General features: G+C 64.9%; 25 protein-coding genes. 3 read left to right on the plus strand and 22 right to left on the minus strand.

Translation table 11 applies throughout. The features are described from left to right. Positions 1-123 precede the first annotated feature (123 nt). The 12 genes from lgt to rpe all read right to left on the minus strand — a co-directional run bounded on the left by lgt (position 124) and on the right by rpe (position 9,560). The gene (gene lgt / locus CXY74_RS12805; protein WP_104200770.1) at positions 124-1,134 is read right to left on the minus strand and encodes a prolipoprotein diacylglyceryl transferase; all 1,011 of its coding nucleotides are present in this window, start codon (positions 1,132-1,134) and stop codon (positions 124-126) included. Between the two features lie 65 nt (positions 1,135-1,199). Next, positions 1,200-2,033, minus strand: a complete 834-nt coding sequence (gene trpA, locus CXY74_RS12810) for a tryptophan synthase subunit alpha (protein WP_104200771.1) — start codon at positions 2,031-2,033, stop codon at positions 1,200-1,202. After that, positions 2,030-3,241 (minus strand): tryptophan synthase subunit beta, encoded by a 1,212-nt coding sequence (gene trpB / locus CXY74_RS12815; RefSeq protein ID WP_104200772.1) that lies wholly within the window; start codon positions 3,239-3,241, stop codon positions 2,030-2,032. Before trpB ends, trpA begins: the two co-directional genes overlap by 4 nt. Beyond that, positions 3,242-4,012 carry an indole-3-glycerol phosphate synthase TrpC gene (trpC, locus tag CXY74_RS12820; protein WP_104200773.1) on the minus strand — a complete coding sequence of 257 codons (771 nt, stop codon included), beginning with the start codon at positions 4,010-4,012 and terminating at the stop codon, positions 3,242-3,244. A gap of 19 nt (positions 4,013-4,031) precedes the next feature. Beyond that, positions 4,032-4,253 carry a DUF6704 family protein gene (locus CXY74_RS12825; protein ID WP_104129063.1) on the minus strand — a complete coding sequence of 74 codons (222 nt, stop codon included), beginning with the start codon at positions 4,251-4,253 and terminating at the stop codon, positions 4,032-4,034. A gap of 73 nt (positions 4,254-4,326) precedes the next feature. Next, positions 4,327-4,974: a Trp biosynthesis-associated membrane protein gene (locus tag CXY74_RS12830; RefSeq protein WP_146070140.1), complete on the minus strand. Its 648-nt coding sequence runs from the start codon at positions 4,972-4,974 to the stop codon at positions 4,327-4,329. Between the two features lie 11 nt (positions 4,975-4,985). After that, on the minus strand, positions 4,986-6,542 hold the full coding sequence (locus CXY74_RS12835) for an anthranilate synthase component I (protein WP_104200775.1): 1,557 nt from the start codon (positions 6,540-6,542) through the stop codon (positions 4,986-4,988). Continuing rightward, on the minus strand, positions 6,539-6,907 hold the full coding sequence (gene hisI / locus CXY74_RS12840) for a phosphoribosyl-AMP cyclohydrolase (protein ID WP_104200776.1): 369 nt from the start codon (positions 6,905-6,907) through the stop codon (positions 6,539-6,541). Before hisI ends, CXY74_RS12835 begins: the two co-directional genes overlap by 4 nt. Next, positions 6,907-7,668 (minus strand): imidazole glycerol phosphate synthase subunit HisF, encoded by a 762-nt coding sequence (gene hisF / locus CXY74_RS12845; RefSeq protein WP_104200777.1) that lies wholly within the window; start codon positions 7,666-7,668, stop codon positions 6,907-6,909. Before hisF ends, hisI begins: the two co-directional genes overlap by 1 nt. A 37-nt stretch (positions 7,669-7,705) precedes the next feature. Continuing rightward, entirely contained in the window at positions 7,706-8,545 is an 840-nt protein-coding gene (hisG, locus tag CXY74_RS12850; protein ID WP_104200778.1) for an ATP phosphoribosyltransferase, read from the minus strand. 71 nt (positions 8,546-8,616) lie between these two features. After that, positions 8,617-8,880, minus strand: coding sequence for a phosphoribosyl-ATP diphosphatase (locus CXY74_RS12855; RefSeq protein ID WP_104139287.1), 264 nt, complete (start codon positions 8,878-8,880; stop codon positions 8,617-8,619). After that, a complete protein-coding gene (rpe, locus tag CXY74_RS12860) occupies positions 8,877-9,560 on the minus strand; it encodes a ribulose-phosphate 3-epimerase (RefSeq protein ID WP_104200779.1) in 684 nt (227 codons plus the stop codon). The genes CXY74_RS12855 and rpe overlap by 4 nt, the downstream gene beginning before the upstream one ends. 177 nt (positions 9,561-9,737) lie before the next feature. Here rpe and CXY74_RS12865 point away from each other — a divergent pair, with 177 nt between their 5' ends. From CXY74_RS12865 to CXY74_RS12875, 3 genes are all read left to right on the plus strand, one after another. Further along, positions 9,738-10,079, plus strand: a complete 342-nt coding sequence (locus CXY74_RS12865; protein ID WP_158252366.1) for a DUF2809 domain-containing protein — start codon at positions 9,738-9,740, stop codon at positions 10,077-10,079. Between the two features lie 731 nt (positions 10,080-10,810). After that, entirely contained in the window at positions 10,811-11,581 is a 771-nt protein-coding gene (locus tag CXY74_RS12870) for a hypothetical protein (protein ID WP_104200781.1), read from the plus strand. Beyond that, complete coding sequence (locus CXY74_RS12875) at positions 11,581-11,814, plus strand: helix-turn-helix transcriptional regulator (protein WP_104200782.1); 234 nt, start codon at positions 11,581-11,583, stop codon at positions 11,812-11,814. Before CXY74_RS12870 ends, CXY74_RS12875 begins: the two co-directional genes overlap by 1 nt. A gap of 80 nt (positions 11,815-11,894) precedes the next feature. On the opposite strand, the gene CXY74_RS12880 is transcribed toward CXY74_RS12875, so the two are convergent. From CXY74_RS12880 to carA, 10 genes are all read right to left on the minus strand, one after another. Next, on the minus strand, positions 11,895-13,409 hold the full coding sequence (locus CXY74_RS12880; RefSeq protein WP_104200783.1) for an RsmB/NOP family class I SAM-dependent RNA methyltransferase: 1,515 nt from the start codon (positions 13,407-13,409) through the stop codon (positions 11,895-11,897). Then, positions 13,406-14,323 carry a methionyl-tRNA formyltransferase gene (gene fmt, locus CXY74_RS12885; protein WP_104200784.1) on the minus strand — a complete coding sequence of 306 codons (918 nt, stop codon included), beginning with the start codon at positions 14,321-14,323 and terminating at the stop codon, positions 13,406-13,408. The genes CXY74_RS12880 and fmt overlap by 4 nt, the downstream gene beginning before the upstream one ends. Continuing rightward, a complete protein-coding gene (locus CXY74_RS12890; RefSeq protein ID WP_104200785.1) occupies positions 14,324-16,369 on the minus strand; it encodes a hypothetical protein in 2,046 nt (681 codons plus the stop codon). 13 nt (positions 16,370-16,382) lie between these two features. Further along, positions 16,383-17,576 carry a methionine adenosyltransferase gene (metK, locus tag CXY74_RS12895; RefSeq protein WP_104200786.1) on the minus strand — a complete coding sequence of 398 codons (1,194 nt, stop codon included), beginning with the start codon at positions 17,574-17,576 and terminating at the stop codon, positions 16,383-16,385. A 74-nt stretch (positions 17,577-17,650) separates the two neighbouring features. Continuing rightward, positions 17,651-18,877: a bifunctional phosphopantothenoylcysteine decarboxylase/phosphopantothenate--cysteine ligase CoaBC gene (gene coaBC / locus CXY74_RS12900; protein ID WP_104200787.1), complete on the minus strand. Its 1,227-nt coding sequence runs from the start codon at positions 18,875-18,877 to the stop codon at positions 17,651-17,653. 24 nt (positions 18,878-18,901) lie between these two features. Next, positions 18,902-19,162, minus strand: a complete 261-nt coding sequence (rpoZ, locus tag CXY74_RS12905) for a DNA-directed RNA polymerase subunit omega (RefSeq protein WP_092107764.1) — start codon at positions 19,160-19,162, stop codon at positions 18,902-18,904. 115 nt (positions 19,163-19,277) lie between these two features. After that, entirely contained in the window at positions 19,278-20,198 is a 921-nt protein-coding gene (gene gmk, locus CXY74_RS12910; RefSeq protein ID WP_104200842.1) for a guanylate kinase, read from the minus strand. Continuing rightward, positions 20,191-21,120, minus strand: a complete 930-nt coding sequence (gene pyrF / locus CXY74_RS12915) for an orotidine-5'-phosphate decarboxylase (protein ID WP_255409537.1) — start codon at positions 21,118-21,120, stop codon at positions 20,191-20,193. The genes gmk and pyrF overlap by 8 nt, the downstream gene beginning before the upstream one ends. Beyond that, positions 21,117-24,404, minus strand: coding sequence for a carbamoyl-phosphate synthase large subunit (gene carB, locus CXY74_RS12920; RefSeq protein WP_104200788.1), 3,288 nt, complete (start codon positions 24,402-24,404; stop codon positions 21,117-21,119). Before carB ends, pyrF begins: the two co-directional genes overlap by 4 nt. Further along, on the minus strand, positions 24,404-25,588 hold the full coding sequence (gene carA, locus CXY74_RS12925; protein WP_233193389.1) for a glutamine-hydrolyzing carbamoyl-phosphate synthase small subunit: 1,185 nt from the start codon (positions 25,586-25,588) through the stop codon (positions 24,404-24,406). The genes carB and carA overlap by 1 nt, the downstream gene beginning before the upstream one ends. Between the last annotated feature and the right edge of the window lie 58 nt (positions 25,589-25,646).

Genomic DNA, 25,646 nt, shown 5'->3' on the forward strand with positions numbered 1-25,646 from the left:
TGTAAGGGACGACGTCGGCCCGATGGTGAAGTGTGCAGGAAACCGTAGCGGCGCCCTGTTCGGGCCGGGCCCGTAACCGGGCGCCGCTACGGATATGTCAGCTGGGATTGCGCAGACGTGAGACTACAGACGCGAAGCGCTCGTGCTTGTGGCTGCGGTCGCGGGTGATTCGGGGTGATCGGCATCATCGCTCTGATCCGCGGTGATGTTGTCTTCTGGTTCCGAATCGCTGTCCTCGAATTCTACCCCAGCGTCAGGAGCAATCCATTCCCGTCCGGAAACATACGGGCTGGACTCAAGGCCCGGGTGGCGGCGACGCTGCACGAGAATGATGACCAGACCGAGTGCGATGGCTGCCAGGGCAGCCCAGACGTTAGTTCGGATACCGAAGTAGATCTCGCTCGGGTCGATGCGAATCGACTCAAAAAAGCTGCGCCCCAGTCCGTACCAGATGAGGTAAGCGCCCAGGGTCTGACCGAACCGCAGACGGAATTTGCGTTCGAGGTAAAGGATGACGGCCACACCGAGCAGATTCCAGATGATTTCGTAGAGAAAAGTCGGGTGGAACAGCGTGCCGGACGGCAGCCCGACCGGGAAGGCAACATTGCTTGGTTCGATTTCAAGGCCCCAGGGCAGGGTCGTCGGCAGACCGAACAGTTCGTGGTTGAACCAGTTGCCGAGCCGGCCGGTGGCCTGCGCGACGAGCAGCGCGGGCGCGACGGCATCGGCGAACGTCCAAAACCGGATGCCCGTCATCCGGCAACCGATATAGGCGCCGACGGCGCCACCGATCAATGATCCGAAGATGGCGTTGCCGCCCTCCCAGATGTACAGGGTGCGCAGCAGGTCGGCGCCCTCAAAAAAGTAGTCCCCCGGGTGGGTGAGTACGTGGTAGATGCGCGCCCCGACGATGCCGAGCGGGACCGCCCAGAGAATGATGTCCAGTACGACACCCGGTTCCGCCCCGCGCTTGGTGAGGCGGCGTGAGGTAATAACCGTCGCAAGAATGATTCCAGCGAGGATGCATAACGCGTACGCGTGGATGCGGAACGGACCGAGGTCGAAGAAGCTCCACTCAGGGCTTGGGATACTCGCGCTCAGAAGATTCAAAGACACCGGGGTACTACCTTTCATCGTGACTCACGTCACCTGGGGCGAATCGATCGCCGCGAACACTTGAGTGTAGAGCGCGCCTGGATTTACTGGGGGGTTGAAGCCGGGCGAATATTGTTAGCGCCGGCGGCAAGGTCGAGAGCCAGACGGGCGGCGGCTGGCACTCCCCCGTCGGCGAGTGCTTTCACGAGGGCTGACCCGACAATGGCGCCGTCGGCGTAGCCGAGAATTTCACGCACCTGCTCGGGGTTGGAAATGCCCAGGCCGACGCACGCACTGGTGCAGCCGACCGCGCGCAAGCGCTCCACCAGAATACGGGCGGCCGCGTCCACGCCGGCGCGAGCACCGGTAGTTCCCATCGTCGATACGGTGTACACGAAACCGCGGCTCGCCTCGATCGCTCGCACCAGGCGGGCATCAGACGACGACGGTGCGGCCAAAAAGACGCGGTCGAGGCCGGTGCGTTCGCTTGCGGCCATCCAGACGTCAGCCTCGTCGGGAATGAGGTCTGGGGTGATCAGACCGGCACCGCCAGCGGCGCGCAGGTCGTCGGCGAATCGTTCAACGCCGTACTGCACGACGGGGTTCCAGTAGGTCATGACCAGCACAGGGGCATCGACCTGCGCGGTGATGGCCCGGATCGCCTCGAATCCGTGGCGCAGCTTGAATCCGTTGGCCAGTGCCTGTTGGGTCGCGGCCTGGATCACCGGGCCGTCCATCACCGGGTCGGAGTAGGGCAGGCCGAGTTCGATAATGTCGACGCCGTTGGCGACAAGCGCCACCGCAGCGTCGATGCTGTCGCTCAGCGTGGGGAAACCAACCGGAAGGTAGCCGATGAGGGCTCCCCCGCCCTCGGAGCGCCGCCGGGCGATGGTGTGTTCGACCGTGCTCACAGCGCCGCTGGTGATGGGGGTCGTCATGACTGTTCCGCGCCTTCGTCGAGCAGGTCGAAGTACCGACCGGCTGTTTCCATGTCCTTGTCGCCGCGACCGCTGAGGTTGACCAGGATGGTTGCCTCCGGGCCGAGTGTGCGACCAAGCTCGAGGGTGCCGGCGAGGGCATGGGACGACTCGATCGCAGGGATGATGCCCTCGGTGCGACTCAGCAGCCGCAGGGCGCTCATTGCCTCGTCGTCGGTGATCGGTAGATAGGTGGCCCGGCCGATGCTGGCAAGCCAGGCGTGCTCCGGTCCGACTCCCGGGTAGTCGAGGCCCGCTGAAATGGAGTGCGAATCAACGGTTTGACCGTCTTCGTCCTGCAGCAGCATGCTGCGGGCGCCGTGCAGCACACCGGGGCGACCCTTCGTGATGGTCGCCGCATGTCGGGGCGTTTCGACGCCGTCGCCGGCTGCTTCATAGCCGAACAGGGCAACATCGGGGTCGTCGAGGAAGGCGTCGAAGATCCCCATAGCGTTGGAGCCGCCGCCAACGCAGGCGGTGACCGCGTCCGGCAGGCTGCCGGTCAGATCGAGAACCTGCTTGCGGGCCTCCTCACCGATGATTTTCTGAAAGTCACGCACCATGGCCGGGAACGGATGCGGTCCGGCCACGGTCCCGAAAATGTAGTTGGTGGTGTCGACGTTGCCGACCCAGTCGCGCATGGCGTCGTTGATGGCGTCCTTCAGTGTGCGCGAGCCGGTTTTCACCGGAACGACCTCGGCGCCGAGCAGGCGCATTCGGGCGACGTTGAGGGCTTGACGTTCGGTGTCGACCTCTCCCATATAGACGACGCACTCCAGCCCGAACAGGGCCGCGACGGTGGCCGTGGCCACACCATGCTGGCCGGCCCCGGTTTCAGCGATCACACGGGTCTTGCCGATGCGCTGGGTGAGCAGGGCCTGGCCGAGGGCATTGTTGATCTTGTGCGAACCGGTGTGGTTGAGGTCTTCACGCTTGAGGATGATGCGGGCGCCACCGGCGTATTCGGCGAACCGCGGCACCTCGGTGATGATAGAGGGACGACCGCTGTAGTTCATGTGCAACTTCGTCAAGGCCGCAGCGAAAGCCGGGTCGTTCCTGGCGAGTTCATATTCCGCGGTCAATTCATCGAGCGCCGCCACGAGGGATTCGGGCACGAACCTGCCGCCGAAGTCACCGAAATAGGGGCCGGGCTGTGTACGTAGAGACATTTAAACCGCCAAAAACTCAGAGAGGGTTCGGATGGGATCGCTCGTGACGAGCGCTTCGCCGACCAGGACGACATCGGCGCCGGCGCCACGGTAGTGCGCGACATCGGCGGCAGTCTTGACGGCGGATTCGGCAACCCGGATGACGCCGGATGGAATTGTGCCGGCGAGAGTGCCAAAGAGGTTCGGATCGAGCTCAAAGGTGGACAGGTCGCGTGCGTTGACCCCGATCAGGCTCGCTCCGATGTCGAGAGCGCGACTGACTTCGTCGCCACTGTGCGTTTCGACCAGGGCGGTCATGCCGAGCTCGTGGATGAGCTCGTGCAGCGAGAGCAGCGTGGCCTGATCGAGGGCGGCGACGATGAGTAACACCAGATCGGCACCCGCAGCGCGGGCCTCGAACACCTGGTACGGCGTGCCGATGAAGTCCTTACGCAGAAGGGGAATGCTCACTGCAGCCCGCACCTGCTCGAGGTCGGTCATCGAGCCGTGAAAACGGCGACCCTCGGTGAGTACGCTGATAGCACTTGCCCCACCGGTTTCATAGGAGACTGCCAGGGCTGCCGGATCGGTGATGGACGCCAGGGCGCCACGGCTCGGGCTGGCCCGCTTGATTTCTGCGAGGATCTTGACCCGGTCAGTGGGGGCCAGGGCTGCCAAGGCATCGAGGGCGGGCGCGTGGGCGCGCGCCGCAGTCTCCACGCTCGCCAGCGGGCGAGTGAGGAGGCGCTGTTCGGCGTCAAAGAGCGCGCCGGCGAGAAGTTCTTGGAGCACCAGGTCTCAGCGCCGACGGCTAGTGGCCGGTCGACGTGGCGCTGACGCCGTAGCCGACTTTGCCGAGTACATAGCCGACGATGAGCCCGGCAATAAGCAATCCGAAGGAGGCCCAGACGAGCCAGACCAGATTGAAGAAGAAAGCTGTGGTGCCGATGGTGAAGGCAGCCAGCATGATGATGACCGCGATCCAGGCCGCCGGGGAGTGGCCGTGTCCGGGATCTGAGAGATCGATGCTCATGGTTCTCCTCGTAAATGCGTAAGCCTGTATGCGTTGACAAGCAGATCAAGTCTAGCGGAGCGACAGCACGTCCCTAACGAGCGGTCGGGTCTTCGCCGCGACTGAGATCGTCCCAGTCGCCGACGGAGTCGGCCGCTGCGGGCTCGGCTGACACATCATCGGTCACGGGCGAAGCTTTCGGGGAACCGTCGGGAGCGGCTACCGGTTCAAAACGCACGCCCTGGTATTTACGGGTCGGCCCCGGCCAGCGTGCGCTCGTCATGATGACGATCACACCGGTCGCCGCCATAATGACTGCGGCGCCCATTGCGACGAACGGCCACGCGGTGACCACCGTGCCGAGAACGCTCAGCTGAATGGACTCGTGCCCGGCAACTCCGGTCGCGGCGGTGACCGCAGCGGCACTGGCCTGAGAGGGGTCCTCGACTGCAAGGTATGCGGCGAGAAACACCGAGAATCCGAGAAGAACCTCGAGCGCACCGAGCACGACTCGAATGAGCCGCCCCGCGATGGTGAGTGCCGCGGCGAGGGCGAACCCGGAGAGTGCCAGGGCAGTCAGTGCCGGCGCGGCGATGGCTCCGTCGATTTGAAGCACCTGGGTGCCAGCGTCGGGCAGCCCCACTTCAGCGTGCACCCAAACCTGCGTCCAGGCCAGCATTGCCAGGGCGCTCGCGCCCAAAATGGCGAGAATGAGCACGAGTTTGAGGCGACGCGGAGACATCCGTTTGCTCACTAGAACACTCGCCGCATCGCGTTGGCGATAGCGACGGCGCGCAGGGGCGCTGCCGCTTTGTTCTGCGACTCCTGATACTCGGAAGCCGGATCGGAATCGGTGACGACACCGCCGCCGGCCTGCACCCGGGCGATGCCGTCCTTGATGGTGGCGGTACGGATGGCGATAGCCAGGTCGGCGTCGCCAGCGAAGCCGAAGTAGCCCACCACTCCCCCGTACACGCCACGCTGGGCTGGTTCGAGGGCGTCGATGATCTCGAGCGCCCGCGGTTTCGGCGCGCCCGACAGGGTGCCGGCCGGGAACGTGGCACGGAAGACGTCGATCGCGGTCTTGCCGGGAACCAGGTTGCCCTCGACCGATGACACCAAGTGCATGATGTGACTGAACCGTTCGATGCGCATGAATTCGGTCACTTCGACCGACCCGGCCGCGCAGACCTTGAGCAGGTCGTTGCGGGCGAGATCGACGAGCATGAGGTGCTCGGCACGTTCCTTGGGGTCTTCGGCGAGCTCGATCGCGTAGTCCGCGTCGGCATCCGGTGTGGTGCCACGGGGTTTCGAGCCGGCGATCGGGTGGGTGAAGACGCGTTGGTCTTGTACCTTGACGAGCGCTTCGGGCGAGGACCCAACGATCCAGTACGGGTCGCCCCCCGGCGTTTCCAGGCTCAGCAGGTACATGTATGGGCTCGGGTTGAGGCTGCGCAGCACCCGGTAGACGTCGATGGGGTCTGCGGTGCAGACCTGATCGAAACGCTGGGAGATGACGACCTGAAACACATCGCCGTCGAGGATGTGCTCTTTGCCGACATTGACGGCGGCGAGAAAATCGTCTCGCGTGGTGCGGTGGAGCGGCGTGCTCGGCGCCTCGAGGTCAACCTCGGCCAGCCAGGCTTCTCCGGGGGCGGCGAGTCGGGTTTGCAGTGAATCCAGGCGCGTTCTCGCGTCAGCCCAGAGCTTTTCGGGGGTGTCGGCACCGTCGTTGAGCACGTTGGCGATGAGCTGTACGGTTCCGTACTTGTGGTCGAGGACGACGAGGTCGGCGACGAAGCTGAAGGACTGGCCTGGCACGTCGTAGTCGGCCGGCGGCTGGTGCGGCAGGCGTTCGATCTGGCGAATCGCCTCCCAGCCGATGAAGCCGACCAATCCGCCCGTGAGCGGAGGGTGCTCGGGCAGCCGCGGCGTCTGCCAGCGTTCGAACAAGTAGGCCAGGGCGTCGAGCGGTCCGAGATCGGCTGCGGAACCGAGCGCACGCTCGGCGGAGAGCCCATAGTCGATCCAACGGGTGTCGTCGCCCTGTTGGGTGAGCACTCCGAACGAGGAGACACCGATAAAGGAGAACCGAGACCAGATGCCGCCCTGTTCAGCGGACTCCAGCAAAAAGCTGCCCGGCAACCCCTCGGCGAGCTTGCGATAGATGCCAACAGGGGTCTCACCGTCGGCGAATAGTTCACGGATCACCGGGATTACCCGGTGCTCCCCGGTCAACGCGTCAAACTGATTGCGCGTTGTCGACCCGGCGGTACGGGAACCGGTTGCGACTGGGATATCTTCACTCATTCCGTCGGCCTATTCATGGTAGTCGCGCCCAAATCGCGCCCGTCGAAGCAGGTATGCGTGCCGGTGTGACACGCCCCTCCAACCTGGTCGACCTGCACGAGCAGGGTGTCGCTATCGCAGTCGAAGGCGGCGGACTGCACATACTGGGCGTGGCCAGAGGTGTCGCCCTTTCGCCAGAATTCCTGCCGGCTGCGCGACCAGAAGGTGACGCGTCCCTCGGTGAGGGTGCGGCGCAGCGCTTCCCGGTTCATCCACCCGAGCATGAGAACTTCGTGGGTGTCCCACTGCTGGATGACGGCGGGCAGCAGCCCGTTGTCACTGAATACAGCGGCGTCCAGCTGATCGGTCAGCAGTTCGTTGGTCATCAGCGCACCAGCATTCCGGCGTCGGCGAGCTCACGCTTGACGTCGCCTATGGTCAATAATTGGTTGTGAAAAACAGATGCCGCGAGAACGGCATCCGCTCCGGCTCGGATCGCCGGCGGGAAGTCCTCTACCCGCCCGGCGCCACCGGAGGCGATCACCGGAACCCGACTATTCGTGCGCATGAGCGCGATCAGGTCGGTATCGAAACCGGCCTTGGTACCGTCGGCGTCGATCGAGTTGACCAGGAGTTCTCCGGCACCGAGCTCGATCGCCCGCCGGGCCCAGGCCACGGCATCCAGGTCGGTCTCCGTGCGACCACCGTGCGTGGTGACGACGAAACCGCTCTCGGTGCGTTCGGACCGTTTCACGTCGAGGCTCAACACGAGAACCTGAGCACCGAACCGGTCGGCGATTTCAGCGATGAGGGCGGGCCGGGCAATGGCCGCGCTGTTGACGCCGACCTTGTCGGCACCGCTCGCCTGCAGCCGGGAGACGTCTTCGACGCTGCGGATGCCGCCGCCGACCGTCAACGGAATGAACACTTGCTCAGCGGTGGCGCGCACCACGTCATAGGTCGTTGAGCGATTGTCCACCGTGGCCGTGACGTCGAGAAAGGTCAGTTCGTCGGCACCCTGCTCGTAGTAGCGTCGCGCCAGTTCCACCGGGTCGCCGGCGTCACGCAGATTCTGAAAGTTGACGCCCTTGACGACACGACCGTTGGCCACGTCAAGGCAGGGAATGACGCGCACACTCAAACTCATGCGAGTTCTCCTCTCACCGGGTTATAAACGGGCCGGGTTATAAACGGGCGTTGTGGATGGTGGTGATGAGAATGGCCCGGGCCCCGAGGGCGTAGAGGGCATCCATCACGTTGTTCATGTCACCACGGCCGATCATGACCCGCACGGCGGCCCACTCCGGGTCGTGAAGGGAGGAAACCGTCGGCGATTCGATGCCGGGCGCGAGCGCTGCGGCCGCATCGAGCAGGGCAACGGGGATGTCGTAGTCGAGGAGCACGTACTGGCGGGCCACGAGCACGCCCTGGAGACGGCGGAGCAGGGTGTCGATTCCGGCCTTGTCGTTGGTGGAGCTGATGAGAACGGCCGTGGACTCGAGGATGACCGGTCCGAAGATTTCGAGGCCGGCTTTGCGCAGGGTCGTCCCGGTGGAGACGACGTCGGCGACAGCATCCGCTACCCCGAGCTGAACCGCCGATTCGACCGCGCCATCGAGTTCAACCAGATCGACGGTCACCGAGTGCGTGGCGAGGAAGCGTTCGACCAAACCCGGGTAGCTCGTGGCGACACGCAGGCCGTCGAGGTCTGCCAGCTCGGTGAAGCGACCGGCCGGCCCGGCAAAGCGAAAGGTCGAGTCTCCAAAGTCGAGGCTGGCGATCTCCACGGCTTTCGAGTGCGAGTCGAGCAGCAGGTCGCGTCCGGTGATGCCCACGTCGAGGGCGCCGGAACCGACGTAGGTGGCGATGTCGCGGGGGCGAAGGTAGAAAAATTCGACGCCGTTGTGCGGGTCGGCGGTGACAAGGTCGCGTGGGTCGCGGCGGCCGGTATAGCCGGCTTCAGCAAGCATCTGCGCGGCGGTTTCAGACAACGAGCCCTTGTTGGGCACGGCAATTCTTAGCATGGGGATACTCTCTTGGTTTTTTTCACACGACTATTTAGTGAATTAGTGCCAGCGGCGCACGCTGGTGTGGATCACAAATGTCGGTAGATGTCGGCCGGAGAGAGGCCCTTGGCGATCATCATGACCTGCAGGTGGTAGAGCAGCTGGGAGATTTCAGCGGAGGTTTCGTCGTCGCTTTGAAACTCGGCAGCCATCCAGACTTCGGCGGCTTCCTCAACAATTTTCTTGCCAATGGCGTGCACGCCGGCATCGAGTTCACGCACGGTGCCGGAGCCCTCGGGGCGGTTGCGGGCCTTGTCGCTCAGTTCTACGAAAAGGTCATCGAAAGTTTTCACGACTCTAGGTTACCCGCCCCGTGACGGTGACTAGCCGCGCGCTCCCGCAGCAGGCCGATCTGGGCGGCCGGATTCTCGGCCCCGAACACGCTGGAACCAGCCACGAAAGTGTCGGCGCCAGCCAAAGCTGCGATCTCGATGGTCTGTGCGGTAATGCCGCCGTCCACCTGCAACCAGACGTCGAGGCCGGTCTTTTGTACTGCTGTGCGCAACTGAACCAGCTTCGGCATGGTCGATTCCATGAAGCTCTGGCCGCCGAATCCGGGTTCTACAGTCATCACCAGCACCTGGTCGAATTCGGAAAGCAGTTCGAGATACGGCGCGACATCGGTACCCGGTTTCAGGGCGATGCCGGCGCGCGCGCCCATCTGCCGCAGGCGACGGGCCAGAGCGACGGGCTCGGTCGTGGCCTCGGCGTGGAAGGTGACCGAGTAGGCCCCGGCCTCAGCGTAGCCGGGCGCCCACCGCTCGGGATCGTCGATCATCAAGTGGATGTCCAGCGGCAACGGCGATACCTGCTGCAGGCGTTCGACCATTCCCAGCCCGAAGGTGAGGTTTGGAACAAAGTGATTGTCCATGATGTCGACGTGCACGAGGTCGGCGGAGCGGATGCGGCCGAGCTCGTTCTCCATGTTGACGAAATCGGCGGCGAGAATGCTCGGATTGATGCGGTTAGCCATCCGCTCAGTTTATCGAGCCTCGCGCAGCGGGCGGTTGCCTCCGGACCGTGCCGCGGGACGGTCCCCTATCCTCAAGGGATGGAACGCTCGGAATCCCCGTATTCGCGTGGGACGAGACCCGCGTCGAGGAGCAGACGGAGCCTCCTGGCTTCCGGCGCTGTCATCACGGGCATAGGGTTGACGGTTCATTTCACCAACAATGGACCGGTCGGTGTTTTCGCTGCCGACGCTCTGTACGCGGTGCTGACCTACCTGGCCGTTTCGTTCATCGCTCCACGCTTTCGACCTCAGGTCAGTGCAACGGTCGCCTACTTGGTTTGCGTGACGATCGAGGCAGCCCAACTATCCCCAGGGCCGGCTGCCCTGGCCGATGTCTTTCCGCCGGCCAGACTCATTCTCGGCACGACGTTTGCGCCCGTGGATCTCCTCGCCTATGCCGTGGGGGTGTCAGCCGTCCTGGTCTGCGACAGGCTCATTCCACGACGCTGCACGCGATCGATGCGGCCAACCGCCAGGTAGCAGCTACGGAATGCGCTCGTGCAAGCGGCACTCACCGTGGTCGAGGCGCCACAATCTACATCCGCGCTAGTCGATCTTGCCGAGACCTCCACGTGCACGACGTGGCGCGGTCTCGGCGTCGTACACGTGGGGCGGGCGCCTACTTTTCCCAGTTGGGTTTTTCGGCAGGGGTGGCGGCGCGGTTTTGGTCGGCGGGGCGCCAGGTTTGGGTGGGGTCGAACACGAGGGGCCGCAGACCCCGGGCCGTCCGTCTCGCATGGTGATGTCCGAGCCGGAGGTCTCGATACTCACACGCTCGGCGTTGCAGAGCAGCACAGCATTGTCGATATCGGCGGGTCCGCCCGTGCGCCAAGGCCTCACCGGGCGCAGACCCGTCCGGTGCATTATGAAAAAACCTGAAATTGAGTGCAAACTTTCTCAAAGAAAGAACCTCCCCGACCCGGTCCTAGTGCGAGTTATCGACCAAATTTTCGAAAGTACCAGAAGCTATGCACAAGGCAGAAACAAGGAGACGGCGAGCATAGAGTCCCTCGCGCTGCCGCGCGGCGCTCCGAGCGCCCGGTGCACCACTGCTCGACACTGGGCAGCATGCTTGGTCATCGCTCGGGGCGCATTTCGCGCTGTCTCAATCATGTTATCGTTTATCGTTATGTATCGACAAGCGTTATGGCGTAAGGGTCCAGCATGATGATGATTCAACACGACACGAAGAACTCTGAAATGACACGCTGATGGCGGCTCTAACCTGGTGGACTGCTCTCCTCGTCTTACTCGTGCTCGGCACCATAGCGACCGTCGTGGTAATCGAACGTCGATCGGAATCTCGACCGGGCACCGATGTCGGCCCCACCAAGGCGGTGCGGGTCACCAGAATCATCGCGATCCTCTATGCGGTGGTGACGGTGTTCGGAACTGTAGCCGATGCCCTGCAACGGCTACTCAGCGACGCTGTGAGTGTGCGGCTGCCCGTCAAGCCATTCTGGCCCAGCCTGCCGAACACGGTTGAGGTCACGGGGACGACCGCCGACGTTGTGGGTGGAGGGTTCGACCACGCTGTGGTGACCGTGGCAGGGCTGGACACTGCCACCCGCGTCTGGCTGGCAGCCGGCGACGCGCTTCAGGGAGCGACGAACGTTGTGATCGCTGTCGTTGTTGTTATGCTCTGCACGAGCATCATCAGGCTGGATCCGTTCCGTCCGGCGCTGACCCGCGGCATCAACCTGACCGCGACCTCGATCATCGTCGGCGGCCTTAGCTGGCAGGTGTGTGATGCTGTCGCGGGCGGCCTCGCCTCCTCTCAGGTACTCAGGGCAACCGGGTGGAGTCTGGACACAGCCGAGATCGACTGGACTGACATTCGTCAGGTCATCGGGCTGCCGATGGCAGGCCACGAATGGACTCTGGATTTCTGGCCGATCTGGGTGGGCCTGGCCCTGTTCGCCGTAGCCGCGGTATTTCGATACGGGCAGAAGTTGCAAAGAGACTCCGACGGGCTCGTCTGATGCGCGCGGTTCCCGATGAGGACTCCGGCATTCATTGCCGGCTCGACGAGCTCCTCGAGCAGCGTGGCATGACCCTGACGCGGCTCAGCTCCCTCGTGGGCGTCAGCATCGTCAACCTGTCCGTGCTGAAGAACGATCGAGCCAGAGCCATCCGCTATTCAACGCTCCGGGCGATCTGTGATGCGCTCGACTGCGATGTAGGAGATCTGCTGGTGGTGGGACCCAGCGCCTGATCTCGGTAGCCGCTACGGTAACGGGCGTAACGCGCACCCGTTTCGGGAGCGCGCATCCGCTGGTCTGGGCGGCGGTGCGCCTACTCGTTGGAGCGCTGCAGCAGGGTGATGAACATGGCGTCGGTACCGTGGCGGTGCGGCCAGAGCTGAACGCTCCCGGTGTCGGCAGGCAGGTCAAGGTTCGCCGCGCTGAATGACTGCACGACGGCCGCAGTGTCGAGCACCGTCACGGTTCCGCCGGCAGCGCGCACGGCGAGGGCGACAATCGCCCGCGTCTCGGCGGTGTGCGGTGAGCAGGTGACATAGGCGAGGATGCCGCCGGGCTTGAGCGCGAGCAAGGCCGCCTCGATGAGTCCAAACTGCAGACCAGCGAGGTCGGCGACGTCCTTGGGCTGTTTGCGCCAACGAGCCTCGGGTCGGCGCCGAAGAGCGCCGAGGCCGGTGCAGGGGGCGTCGAGCAAAATACGGTCGAAGGTTTCCGGGTGCGTTCGGCCGATGGTCGTGCCGTCGATTTCCCACACCGCAACTGGCTCGGGGAGAGCCTCGAGGGCGGTGCGCACGAGGGTCGCCCGGGCGGGAACGAGCTCGTTGGCCACAAGTTCGGCTCCCCCGGCGCGTGCCTCGGAAGCGAGCAGGGCGGCCTTGCCACCGGGGCCGGCGCAGAGGTCGAGCCACCGCTCCCCCGCAACGATCGGCCGGGCCCGACTGAGTGCCAGAGCGGCGATCTGCGATCCCTCATCCTGCACCCGAATGCGACCCGCCGTCGCCGTCACGAGGTGGTAGGGGTCTCCGGAGTCCAACACAAAACCCACCGGTGAGAATTCATCGGCGAGGCCCAGCCGTTCGCGGTCTTCGTCGGTGGCGAGGCCGGGCAACGCGACCATATTGACCTTCGCGGCCATGTTGTCAGCTGCGAGCAGATCGGCCAACTCGTCTTCGTGACCTTCCGCACGCAGTGCCTGCCGAAAGGCCCGCACGATCCAGGCGGGATGCGAATATTCGGCGGCGAGCCGGTCATCGACGTTGACCGCACCTTGGAGCACCCGGTCACGCCATTCCTCGGCGCTCGATCGGGAGATGGTGCGCAGCACGCCGTTGGTGAAACCGGTCGCGGAGCGTGAACCGACCTGCTTGGCGAGCGAGACGGATTCGTTGACCGCGGCGTGGGTCGCGATGCGGGTGGCCAGCAGCTGATGGGCGCCAAGGCGGAGCACATCGAGAATAGCCGGATCGATGGCGCTGACCGGTCTGTTGGCGGCGAGGGCGATCACACGGTCATAGAACCCCTGCATGCGCAGGGTGCCGTAGGTGAGCTCGGTCGCGAGGGCGGCATCCGCCGTATTCAGGGCTGCACGTTGAATGCGGGTCGGCAGCAGCAGGTTCGCGTACGCGTCGGATTCGCGCACCGCCGCAATCACCTCATAGGCGATGCGTCGGGCCGGCTGCACAAAGTCGGCCGGGGCCGGGCGAGACCGGGCATTACCCGACGGTGCCGACTCGGCCGCACGGTCCGAGTGAGCACGGTCCGAGCCTGCGCGGGGCGAGCGTGGACGGTCCGAGCCTCCGCGGTCCGAACCTGAGCGGTCGTCACTCATGACGCCGTCACCGATTCTGCTGCCACTCCGCGCCACCAGTCGTTCGCTGTCATCGCTGTCTTTCCGGCCGGTTGCACGCGCAGCAGAACCAGGGGTTCGGTCTGCGTGCCTACCAGCACTATCTTTTCGCGCTGCACAATAGTTCCGGCAGGCAGGTTGGGTTGGTCGACGCTCGGAGCGACCTCGAGAAGTTTCAATTCGGCGCCGTTCACGGTCGTGAACGCACCCGGCTCCGGGGTCACTCCGCGAATATGGTTGTAAACGGATGCCGCCGGTCGGCTGAACACGATCCGCGCATCGTCCCGGACCAGTTTGGGCGCGAGGGTCGCCTCGCCGGTCTGCGCCACGGCCAGGGCGGTGCCGGCGGCGAGCTCGGAGACGACCCGCAGGAGCAGAGCGGCGCCGCTGTGACTGAGCTCATCGAGAAGTATTCCTGATGTGGAATGTGCGCCGAGAGGCTGGGAAAAACTTCCGAAAACGGCACCGGCGTCGAGTTCGGGTACCAGCTGGAACACTGCGGCGCCGGTGAGTTCATCACCGGCAATGACGGCGCGCTGCACCGGGGAGGCCCCCCGCCACCGTGGCAGGAGGGAGAAGTGCAGGTTGATCCAACCGAGGCGGGGAACGGAGAGCAGAGGCTCGCGCACGATGCCGCCGTAGGCGACGATGACACCGAGGTCAGGTTGCCGGGCACGGATAGTCTCGGTGGCCTCAGCGTCGAGTCGGTTGGTTTTCAGTACCGGGTAGCCATAGGCCACCGCGGCCTGCGCGACCGGCGACGGAGTGAGGGTGCGCTTGCGGCCGAGCGGAGCATCCGCTCGAGTGATCACGGAGACAATCTCGTTATCGGAGCTGGCCAGGGCCGTGAGGCTGGGCAGCGCGACCTCGGGCGTGCCGGCAAAGACGAGTTTCATTTAGAGCAGCTCCGGGTCGTCGAATCGAACTTTAAGTGTAGGTGGCGGTTGGAACGAACCCGACTTCGACTTGCGGCGTTTGGCGGCGTTTCGCACGACCGCCGCCTTGAGCGCGTGGGCCACTTCATCGCCGCGGGCGTAACCGAACCGCACGACCGCCCGCACCAGGGGGGCGTCGGTGTCGACCGGGCCCAGTATGTCAAGGCCTGCCACCGCACCGAGATCGGCGAGGGCAGCGTCGACGTCTGCAGCGGTGCCGGTGACCGAAGCCACGCGCACGGCCGGCGGAAACCGCAGCTGGCGACGGTCGGCGAGCTCGCTCGCCGCGAAGCTGTCTGGCCGCCAGGAATTGAGCGCCCGGGCGAGGGCGCCCCCGACCCCGGCGAGCAACACGGGAGCGCCGGGTGCGGCAAGAGCGGCCGCGTTGGCCCACCAGCGCAGGCAGTCCTCAGCGACGCGCAGCGATTCGCGGGCAAGCATCCGCTCGCCGTCGAGGATGAGGATGGCCCGGTAACCGCCGGTCGGCACCGGTTCGGCGCCCCGGGTGGCGATCACGAGAGCGGGCTGGGCGCCGAGGGTCTGAATCGTGTGTTCTCCGTCGGCGACGATGACGCGCGCGCCGGGAAAGGCACGGCCGAGTTCTTCGGCAGTGCGCCCGGTGCCGAGCGTCACGACGCGCAGTCTGGTGCCTTCGCAGTGTGCGCAGGTCCAACCGGCGGCGAGGGCGCCGCACCATCGACAAGACGGCACGGCCGAGGCTGACTTCAGCCCGAGCGGACCCTGGCAGTGGGTGCACCGGGCGGCTTTCTTGCAGCTTTGACAGGCGAGCATCGGGGCATACCCCGGGCTCGCGACCTGCACCAATACCGGCCCGAGCGCGAGCGCCTCCCGGGCGGCCTGCCACGCGGCCGACGGGATGCGGGCCGCGCGCGCCTGCTGGTCGGGTTCGGATTGAAAATCAGTGGGGATGATGCGCGGGTGTCGGTCGGCGGCCGGATTCACTTCGGTCAGGTACCCCAGCTCGACCAGGCGCTGGGATTCGACGCTGCGCGAGTGGCCGAGCAGCACGAGGGCGCAGTCACTGTCCTGCTGGCGCACCAGGGCCGCGTCGCGGGTATTGACGTAGGGGCTGAGCGGTTCGGAGTAGAGCGGGTCGCCGTCGTCCCAGACGGCGATGAGGCCGAGGTCGTGCGCGGGGGCGTAGACGGCCGAGCGGTTGCCGAGGATGATGCGCGGCGCGGGCTCGAGGCAGGCCAGAAAGGCGCGGTACCGGTCGGGGTTCGGCTGACGGGCATCGACCCGGCAAAGCTGCAGCGTCGGGGCGAGCTGGGCCAGGGCGGCCTGTACCTGGTCCTGATCACGAAAGTCGGGCACGCAGAGAATGGCGCTCTGACCTGCGCTGACGGTGGCGACGGCGAGTTCGGCCAGGGTTTGGGCCCAACGGCCGATCGTGCTGCCGTCGACCAGCTGCGTGAGTTCGGGGATAGCGGCGACGGCGACGCGGTGGTGCTCCATGATCACACTGTCGAGCCGTCCGGTCGGGTAGCCGACGAAGGCGGGAGCGGCCAGACCGACCGATACGGGTGACGGAGCAGGATCAGCCGGCTCCGTACCCGTGCTCAAAACAGCAGGAACGGCCTGCGCAGCCAACCAGGCCTTTTCAACGCGCACCTGCCGCGGCGGCACCGCAAGTCGGATGATGTCACTCGCGTTCCCGGCAGCCCGATCCGCCAGCCGGCGCGCCAGTTTCCACACCTCGGGCGTGAGCACAACGGCCGGGGACACGACCGAGTCGATCGGACTCAGGGCGCCGCGGAAGGCGACATCCGTTTCCGAGTCGGACCGGGGCCGAGCGGATCGCGGATCCAGCACCTCGATCACATACGCGTCGACGACACGGCCGCCGGAGCGAAAGGGCACCTTGACGCGCATTCCCGCCGCAACCTGACCGACCAGTTCGGTGGGGACGCCGTAGTCGAACAGGTGGTCCAGTTGCGGCAGGGGGGACTCGATCAGCACCCGTGCGACGAGGCCGGAGTGCGTCATGACTGCGCCGACTTCAGAGGCCGGCGGCGCGGATCAGGTCGTCGACCTTGTCGAGACGCTCCCAGGTGAAGTCGGGAAGCTCCCGGCCGAAGTGGCCATAAGTGGCCGTCTGCGCGTAGATGGGACGCAACAGGTCGAGCGAGTGGATGATGGCTGCCGGTCGCAGGTCGAACACGGCGCGAATGGCCGCGGTGATCTCCTTGTCGGGCAGCACACCGGTGCCGAAAGTTTCCACGTACAGGCCAACCGGGGACGCCTTTCCGATCGCATAGGCAACCTGCACCTCGAGGCGCTCAGCCAGGCCGGCAGCCACGGCATTCTTCGCAACCCAGCGCATGGCATAGGCGGCAGACCGGTCGACCTTGGACGGGTCCTTGCCGCTGAACGCACCGCCGCCGTGACGGCTCGATCCGCCGTAGGTGTCGATGATGATCTTGCGACCGGTGAGGCCGGCATCGCCCTGCGGGCCACCGATTTCAAAGCGCCCCGTCGGGTTGATCAGGGTTGTGAGCGCAGAAGAATCGAGATCGATCAGGTCGAGCACCGGACGAATCACGAGCTCTTCCACCTCGAGGCGCAACTGCTCGGTGGAAACCGAGGGCGCGTGCTGGGTTGACACCACGACGGTCTCGACGGTGCGCGGAACGATTCCGTCATAGCCGATGGTGACCTGGGTCTTGCCGTCGGGGCGCAGGTAATCGAGTTCGCCGCTCTTGCGCACGAAGGCGAGGCGTTCGGCCAGGCGGTGGGCGATCCAGATGGGGATCGGCATGAGTTCGGGGGTTTCGCGGGTGGCGTAGCCGAACATGATGCCCTGGTCGCCGGCGCCCTGGCGGTCGAAGTCGTCGAGGCTGGACTGCTCGCGCGTTTCGAAGGCGTTGTCGACGCCCTGGGCGATGTCGGGCGACTGGCCGCCGATAGAGATTTCAACACCGCAGGAGCGGCCGTCGAACCAGACGTCGGAAGAGTCATAGCCGATGTCTGTGATGCACTTGCGTACGATCGAGGGAATCTCGACATACGCCTCGGTAGAGACCTCGCCCGCCACATGCACGAGCCCCGTCGTGACCAGGGTCTCAACCGCCACCCGGCTGTGCGGATCATCGGTGAGCAGGGCATCGAGGATACTGTCGGAGATCTGGTCGCAGATCTTGTCGGGGTGACCCTCGGTCACTGATTCCGAGGTGAAGAGGCGAAGATCGCTCATCTGGCCCGTCTCTGTTTACTGAAAAACGTAGTTTTGAATGAAAACGTAGGAGTTGTCGCCTGTCGCAGCGGACGCTAGCCGATCAGGTCAAGTATGCAATTGGCCACCGACACTTTGCTGCCGGAGGCCTCATTCACTATAACTCCGTCGCGATCGAGCACCGTCACGGTGTTACGTTCCGTGCCGAAACCGACGCTCGGGCCCACCCTGTTCACGACCAGGTAGTCACAACCCTTGCGGGAGATTTTGGCGCGACCGAGGGTGAGCAGCCGATCGGCATCCGTTTCCGTCTCGGCGGCGAAGCCGATGATCAGCTGGCCCCGCCGGCGCGCAGCAGACAGGCTGGCCAGGATGTCGGGATTTTTGACAAGTTCCAGGGTGAGGGTATCCCCCACGTCTTCCTTCTTGATTTTACCGACCTGCACGGTCTTGGGCCGATAGTCGGCCACCGCGGCGGCCATGATGATGACCTCGGCTGATTCGGCGGCGAGCGTCATAGCCTCGTGCATCTCCAGGGCGCTGGTGACCCTGACGGTGGTGACGCTGGTGGGAACCGGCACCTCGAGGTTGGCGGCGACCAGGGTGACCTGAGCTCCCCGGGCCAGCGCAGCCTGAGCGAGTGCGACGCCTTGCTTTCCACTCGACCGATTGCCGAGGAACCGCACCGGATCGAGAGGTTCCCTGGTGCCGCCGGCGCTGATCAGCACCCGGCGACCGGTCAGATCGTGCACAGCGGATGCCGCGGACTCACCACCGGGCTGCAAGCGGTCGAGCACGGCCAAAGCCATCGCCACGATGGTCTCGGGTTCCTCCATGCGCCCAGCGCCGGTGTCGGTTCCGGTGAGGCGGCCGACGCCGGGGCCGACGATGGTGACGCCGCGCGACCTCAGTGTGGCGACATTGGCGACCGTGGCCGCGTTGTTCCACATCTCGGTGTGCATGGCCGGGGCGATCACGAGCGGCGCGGTGCTGGCCAGAATCGTGTTGCCGAGCAGATCGTCGGCGAGGCCAACGGCGAGTTTGGCAATGCTGTTAGCCGTAGCCGGGGCCACGACGATGAGGTCCGCGCTCTGCCCGATGGCTACGTGGCGCACCTCCGCAACGCCCTCATAGAGGTCTGTGTACACCGGGTTACGCGAGATCGCTTCAAGGGTCGGCTTGCCAACGAAGCGCAGGGCAGCGGTGGTGGCGACGACGTGCACCGAGTCGCCGTTCAACACGAAAGCGCGCACGATGTTGACTGCCTTGTACGCTGCGATGCCGCCGGTGATGCCGACGACGATCGTGCGAGGTGTCTTCATCCTGCGCGCTTAGTGGGTGGTGTTCTAGGCCTCGACGATCGGGCGGGAAACGAGCTTGTCGTCGTTGATCTCGCGCAGTGCAACCGACAGCGGCTTGTCCTCGACGGTTGAGTCGACGAGCGGTCCGACATTGTCGAACAGGCTGCCTTCGTGGAGGTCGGCGTAGTAGTCGTTGATCTGGCGCGCACGCTTGGACGCAAAAATCACGAGGGCATACTTCGAATCAACCTTGGACAGCAGGTCGTCGATGGGCGGGTCAATGATGCCAGTGGGCTTGTTCGCCATTGGTGTCACACTCCTAATAGAGCACGGCCGTGGCCTGTGCGAATCTGTTGTTGAACGAGAACATACGAGGGGCAAGCGCGTCCGAGGACTCGCAAGAATTCATAAGAAGCGGGCGCTACGGCATGCTGGATGCAGCGCGGATCTCCATCAAGTCTACGACCTCACGAGCGGCGTCGCCGACATCATGGTTGATCACGCGATAATCGAACTCGCCCTGGGCCGCTAATTCCAGCTTTGCGGTCTCCAGACGGCGGGCCTGTTCTGCCGCGTCTTCGGTGCCGCGACCGATCAAGCGGCGCACCAGTTCCTCCCAGCTCGGTGGCAGTAGGAACACGAGGCGGGCCTCCGGCATGGCACGCCGAACGGCGCGGGCGCCCTGCAGATCGATTTCGAGAAGCACGCTGTTGCCTGCAGCGATGGCGTCGTCGACCGGTCCGCGAGGGGTGCCGTAGCGGTAAGCGTTGTGCACTGTGGCCCACTCCAGCAATTCGCCGGATTCGATCATTTTATCGAACTCGTCGTCAGAGACAAAGAAATAGCTCACTCCCTCGACCTCTCCCGGACGCGGCGCTCGGGTCGTCGCTGAAACGGAGAGCAACACGTGCGGGTAGTTCTCGCGAATGTACCCGGCAACAGTTCCCTTGCCGACAGCAGTCGGGCCAGCAAGAACGATGAGCTTGGAGTCGACCGAGCTATGGCGCAGGGTGGGTCGTTCAGAGAGAAAATCGCGCAGCCGATCGCGCTGGTGACGGCCGAGCCCACCGAGACGTTTGGACGGTGAAATCTCCAAGCGGTGAATGATGCGCTGCATCTTGGTCACGCCGATGGCCGGAATACTCACGAGCAGCTCGGTCACTCGCAGCCGACCTTCGGTTCCGATCGGGTTCGCAATCGCTGTGGCGAGTACCTCGAGCGCGGTCCGTTCGCCAGAGGCAACCTCCGCCTTGACCTGGGCGCGAGCGCGGCGTGCCGCAACAGCGGCCCGCGAGGCAGCCACCCGGTCAACTTCGGGCGGGGTTGGACGATTTTCAGCCACGAACGGCACCTACCTCGGCTACTCGGCGCTCAATGGCTTCATCGATTCGGTGGGGTCCGGCCGAGAGCACACTGCGCGATTCACTCACGATAACCCCATCGGCGTATCCGCCATATATCGAGATCAGATCCATAATATTCCCACCTTGGTGTCCGAAGCCCGGTGCGAGCACGGGTGTTCGAAATTCGGTCGGCGCCTGGTGCACGTCAATGCCAAAGAGGGCCAGGTCGACAGTGGCTCCCAGCACGACGCCGATCGACCCGAGACCGGCCACTGCCCGAACGGATGCCGCCACTTCGCTGGCCCTGCCGTTACGCGCATTGCGCTCTCCGACATCGACGAGAATGGCGCGAGCGACACTCGAACCGGCGTACCTTCCGTCGGCCACGATTGCTCGCTGAATGTTTCCGGCCTCGGGGTTGGACGTCGCTGCAAGCAAGAAGACACCCTTGCCGTGTGCGGCCGCAAGACTGAGTGACGAGTCGAGCGAACCGACTCCCATGTACGCGGCCAGGGTGAGGGCATCCACTTCGAGCGGGGAACCGGGTGAGAACCAGGCCTCGGCATAGGCCAGGGCGCTCGTGCCGAGGTCGCCGCGTTTGGCGTCGCCGATCACGAGCAGACCAGCCTGCCGCGCGTCGGCCAGTACCCGCTCGAGCGCGACGAACCCGGCCGAACCGAAACGTTCGTAGAAAGCGACCTGAGGTTTGACCAGGCCGACCCGACCGGCCGCAGCGGCGACAACCGTGCGGCCGAAGGATTCGGCGCCGGCGGCCGTGTCGGGTAGGTTCCAGTCGCTCAGCAGCCAGGCATGCGGATCGATGCCCACGCACAGCTGGCCGCGCTCGGCGAACACTCGAGCGAGACGATCACCGAAGGAGAGCACCGATCCGGTCACGCCCGGTTCAGGCGACGTCGTCACAACAGTGCCGTTCGCGCGATGGCGTATTCCTGGAGCGAGGTCACCTCGAACCCGTCGCGAATGGAGTCGACTGAGGCGACCGCGGCGCTGAGCTCAGCAATCGTGGTGAACAACGGCAGGTCGCCGGCAACGGCGGCCGCACGAATCTCATAGCCGTCGGCCCTGGCCGTGCTGCCACCGGGGGTGTTGATGACGATCTGAATCTCTTCGCGCCGAATGAGCTCGACGATGGAGACGTCGTCCTCCCCCGTTTTCTCACTGAACTTGGTCACGACGCGAGCACGGATACCGTTGCGCTGCAGCACCTCGGCGGTACCGATGGTCGCGGTGATCTCGTAGCCGAGCTGCTGCAGCCGCAGCATGGGCAGGATGATCGCGCGCTTGTCGCGGTCGGAGACCGACACGAAGACGGTACCAGACAGCGGAATTCCGCCGTAGGCGGCCAGCTGGCTCTTAGCGAAGGCCCGTGGAAAGTCGCGGTCGATGCCCATGACCTCGCCGGTGGAGCGCATCTCCGGGCCGAGGATGGAGTCGACGACGAGGCCCTCGGGGGTGCGGAACCGGTTGAACGGCAACACGGCTTCCTTCACCGCGACCGGCGATTCGATCGACACGCGAGAGCCGTCGATCAGCGGCAGCTTGCCCTCGGCCTTGAGCTCGGCGATGGTCGTGCCGACCATGATCAGCGCGGCGGCCTTGGCGAGCGTGATGCCCAGCGCTTTCGCGACGAACGGCACCGTGCGCGAGGCGCGCGGGTTGGCCTCGAGCACGTAGAGCACACCGGCGCCGATCGCGAACTGCACGTTGAGCAGGCCCTTCACGCCGATACCGCGGGCGATGCCGAGGGTGGCTTCGCGTACCCGGTCGATTTCGGCGCGCCCGAGGGTGACCGGCGGCAGGGTGCAGCTCGAGTCGCCGGAGTGGATTCCGGCTTCTTCGATGTGCTCCATGACGCCGCCGATGTAGAGTTCGTGACCGTCGTAGATGGCGTCGACGTCGATCTCGATCGCGTCGTCGAGAAAACGGTCGACGAGAAGCGGATGCCCCGCGCCGATGATTCCCTGCCCGGCCATGCGGGTGAAGTAATCGGCGAGCGACAGGGAATCGTAGACGATCTCCATGCCGCGGCCGCCGAGCACGTAGCTCGGGCGCACGAGCACCGGGTAACCGATCTCTTCGGCGACCACGACGGCTCCGGCGAAGTCGATCGCTGTTCCGTTGCGGGGGGCGAGCAGGCCGGCATCGTCCAGAATCTTCGAGAACAGTCCGCGTTCCTCAGCGAGGTCGATCGCGTCGGGGGTGGTGCCGAGAATGGGGATACCGGCCGCTTCCAGGCCTCGGGCGAGACTCAATGCGGTCTGGCCGCCGAGCTGCACGACGACACCGACGAGTTCGCCGCTCTGGCTTTCGGCGTAGATGACCTCGAGCACGTCTTCAAGGGTGAGCGGTTCGAAGTAGAGCCGGTCGCTCGTGTCGTAGTCGGTGGAGACCGTTTCGGGGTTGCAGTTGATCATGATGGTCTCGTAGCCGGCCTCCGACAGTGCGAAAGCGGCGTGCACGCACGAGTAGTCGAATTCGACACCCTGCCCGATGCGGTTCGGGCCGGAACCCAGGATGACGACTTTGCGGCGGTCGCTGGCGACGACCTCGGTCTCGTCGTCGTAGCTGGAGTAGTGGTACGGCGTGAGGGCGGGAAACTCCCCCGCGCAGGTGTCGACGGTCTTGAACACGGGACGCACGCCGAGAATGTGGCGCACGGTGCGGACATCCGCTTCGCCGAAACCGCGCAACTCGCCGATCTGGGCGTCGGAGAAGCCGTGGTCCTTGGCGAGGATCATAACGTCGCGGTCGAGCCGGTCGGCGGCCTTGACCGAGTCGGCGATCTCGTTGATCAGAACGATCTGATCGAGAAACCACGGGTCGATCTTGGTGGCGGCGAAGACCTGATCGATGGTCGCGCCACGGCGGAGGGCCTGCTGCACGGTGACGATGCGGCCGTCGGTTGGAATCTCGGCGGCGATGAGCAGTTCGTCGACCGTGCGGGATTCCTCACCCCAGTGAAAGCTCGAGCCGCGCTTCTCGAGCGAGCGCAGCGCCTTCTGCAAAGCGGATGCGAAGCTGCGACCGATCGCCATGGCTTCACCGACCGACTTCATGGTCGTGGTCAGGCGCGCATCGGCGGCCGGGAACTTCTCGAACGCGAAGCGCGGCACCTTGACCACGACGTAGTCGAGGGTGGGCTCGAAGCTTGCCGGGGTGACACCGGTGATGTCATTGGGAATTTCGTCGAGACGGTAACCGATGGCGAGCTTGGCCGCAATCTTGGCGATCGGAAAGCCGGTGGCCTTGCTGGCCAGGGCAGAGGAACGCGAGACCCGCGGGTTCATCTCGATCACGATGACGCGGCCGTCGGCCGGGTTGATCGCGAACTGGATGTTGCAGCCGCCGGTGTCGACGCCGACGGCGCGGATGATGTCGATGGAGATGTCGCGCAGGTGCTGGAATTCACGGTCTGTCAGGGTGAGTGCCGGGGCGACGGTGATCGAGTCGCCGGTGTGGACACCGACCGGGTCGACGTTTTCGATGGAGCAGACGACGACGGTGTTGTCGGCCGTGTCGCGCATCATTTCGAGCTCGTACTCTTTCCAGCCGAGAATCGACTCCTCGAGCAGCACCTCGGTCGTCGGGCTGTGGTGCAGGCCGTCGGTGACGATGCGGCGCAGTTCTACCTCGGTGTAGGCAAAGCCCGAGCCGAGTCCGCCCATGGTGAAGGAGGGACGCACGACTAGCGGGTAGCCGAGGTCGGCGGCGTAGCCGACGGCTTCCTCGACCGTGCGGGCGATGAATGAACGGGCCACGCCGGCGCCCGCGTCGAGAACAAGCTGCTTGAAGATCATGCGGTCTTCGCCCTTGTTGATGGCGTCGAAGCTCGCGCCGATCAGCTCGACGTCATACTTCTGCAGGATTCCGCGCTCGTGCAGCTGGATCGCCGCGTTGAGGGCGGTCTGCCCACCCAGGGTCGGCAGAATCGCATCCGGCCGTTCCTTGGCGATGATCGTCTCGAGAATCTCGGCCGTGATGGGTTCGATGTAGGTCGCATCGGCAAAGTCGGGGTCGGTCATGATGGTGGCCGGGTTCGAGTTGACCAGGATGACGCGAACGCCTTCCTCGCGCAGCACCCGGCAGGCCTGGGTGCCGGAGTAATCGAACTCGCACGCCTGGCCGATGACGATCGGGCCGCTGCCGATGACAAGAACGCTGTTGATATCGTCGCGCTTGGGCATTATTTGGTTTCTCCTGCAATGCCGCGCTGCGAAGCCAGCACAACGTCTCTGAATCGATCGAACAAGTGGTTGGCGTCGTGCGGGCCGGAGGCTGCCTCCGGGTGGTACTGCACCGAGAAAGCGTTGATATCGAGGCAGCGGATGCCTTCGACTACCTGGTCGTTGAGGCTGTAGTGGCTGACTTCCACGCGGCCGAACCCGGCGCGCGAGTCGTGGACGCCCTCGATGGGCATGTCGACGGCGAATCCATGGTTTTGCGAAGTGATCTCCACTCGTCCGGTGGTCTTGTCGAGCACGGGCTGGTTGATGCCCCGGTGCCCGAAGGGCAGCTTGTAGGTGCGAAAACCGAGCGCCCGGCCGAGCAGCTGGTTGCCGAAGCAGATACCGAAGTAGGGAATGCCGGCGCGAAGCACCTCCTGCAGCAGGGTGACGTGGGCGTCGGAGGCGGCCGGGTCACCGGGTCCGTTGGAGAAGAACAGGGCAGAGGGCTTCAGCGAGAGAACGTGTTCGGCGGTGACCGACTGCGGCAAGACGAGCACCTCGAACCCGCGCTCGGCGAGGTAGGTGAGCGTGCTGGTCTTCACACCGAGGTCGAGCACCGCGACGGAGCCGATGCGTTCGCCCTGGGCGGGAATCGAGAAGGGTTCGACCGTCGAGACCTCCAGCGAGAGATTGCGACCGCGCATGGGCGCGCCCGAGAGCACCCGTTCGAGCTGTTCACTGTCGGACAAGCCGAACATGTCGCCCGAGAAGATGCCGCTTTTCATCGCGCCCTTCGAGCGAATGTGGCGGGTGATCGCACGGGTATCGATGCCGCTGATCCCGACGACGCCCTGGGCTTCGAGGTCATCGTCGAGGGTGCGGGTGGCACGATGATTCGAGGCGATCCGGGCCGGTTCCCGCACGATGAAGCCGGCGACCCAGATTTTCTTGGACTCCATGTCCTGGTCGTTCATTCCGGTGTTGCCGATGTGCGGGGCAGTCATGAGTACGATCTGCCCGGCGTAGGACGGGTCGGTCAGGGTTTCCTGATAGCCGGTCATGCCGGTAGCGAAGACGATTTCGCCGAGCGTCTGGCCTTCGCTGCCGTAGCGGCGGCCCACGAAGCGGCGGCCGTCTTCGAGAACGAGTACGGCCGGGCCCGGCCGGTCGGTCGCCGAGAAAGTGCTACCCGATGCGGGCAATACGGCGGCAGCGGATGCGACGGCGTCGCTTGGTGCGGCATCCGTTGGTACAGCCTGG

Source organism: Cryobacterium sp. Y29, assembly GCF_002929825.1.
Taxonomy (GTDB): Bacteria; Actinomycetota; Actinomycetes; order Actinomycetales; family Microbacteriaceae; genus Cryobacterium.